Origin of the sequence: Aneurinibacillus sp. REN35, assembly GCF_041379945.2 — a bacterium.
Classification (GTDB): Bacteria; Bacillota; Bacilli; order Aneurinibacillales; family Aneurinibacillaceae; genus Aneurinibacillus.
The window spans coordinates 1-862 of the sequence record NZ_JBFTXJ020000028.1 but is presented as its reverse complement, the minus strand read 5'-3'; the positions used below and the strand labels follow the sequence as shown (position 1 = coordinate 862).

Sequence of the window (862 nt, the reverse complement as noted above, 5' to 3'; positions counted from 1 at the left end):
ACACCGCCCGTCACACCACGAGAGTTTGCAACACCCGAAGTCGGTGAGGTAACCGCAAGGAGCCAGCCGCCGAAGGTGGGGCAGATGATTGGGGTGAAGTCGTAACAAGGTATCCGTACCGGAAGGTGCGGATGGATCACCTCCTTTCTATGGAGACTTGACACATTGTTTGTTCACTGTTCAGTTTTGAAGGAACTTCGTTCCTTTTACAATACCAAGCTGTTTAGCTTGATCAAATAGATTTTGATGTGGGGGTATAGCTCAGCTGGGAGAGCGCCTGCCTTGCAAGCAGGAGGTCAGCGGTTCGATCCCGCTTACCTCCACCAACATCTTGTCGTATCTTAATTACAAAAGAATTGACTTCTTTTTTCGAAGCAACTTTTTCCGGACCCGCGGTCATACATCGAGGGAGGAAAATCCTGCGAGAAAAAAGGAAGCAATTTTGTTGTCTGGTGATGATGGCGAAGGGGTCACACCTGTTCCCATCCCGAACACAGAAGTTAAGTCCTTCAGCGCCGATGGTACTTGGGTGGCAACGCCCTGGGAGAGTAGGACATCGCCAGGCCGGCAGCGTTCTTTTGAACATGCTTCATAGAAACTGCTGAACTATTATAAAAGTGAGACGTTCTTTTTTCTGAACCGTTTGATCCGCCACGTAGCGCGGAGAGGCGTTCGGGAACTCACGTTCCATTGTCTCCCTCTTTGAGAGGCCCAGATGTTTGGAACGTGCCCGATAAGCTGAGCCAAGCGGACAGATCACCTTCTCCGTAAGGAGCAACAGGTGAAGACAAAAAGAATGTACACATCTTGTACTTTGAAAACTGGATAGTGAAGAAAAATGCGCAAGTAGGAAAGATCCAAT

The 862-nt window shown here is 49.0% G+C and carries 1 tRNA gene and 2 rRNA genes; all 3 read left to right on the top strand.

Annotated features, from left to right (window positions below):
• Positions 1–147 (top strand): 16S ribosomal RNA (locus tag AB3351_RS23525); the annotation flags it as partial.
• Between the two features lie 103 nt (positions 148–250).
• Positions 251–326: transfer RNA gene (locus AB3351_RS23520), tRNA-Ala, on the top strand.
• 122 nt (positions 327–448) lie between these two features.
• Positions 449–565 (top strand): 5S ribosomal RNA (rrf, locus tag AB3351_RS23515).
• Positions 566–862 lie beyond the last annotated feature (297 nt).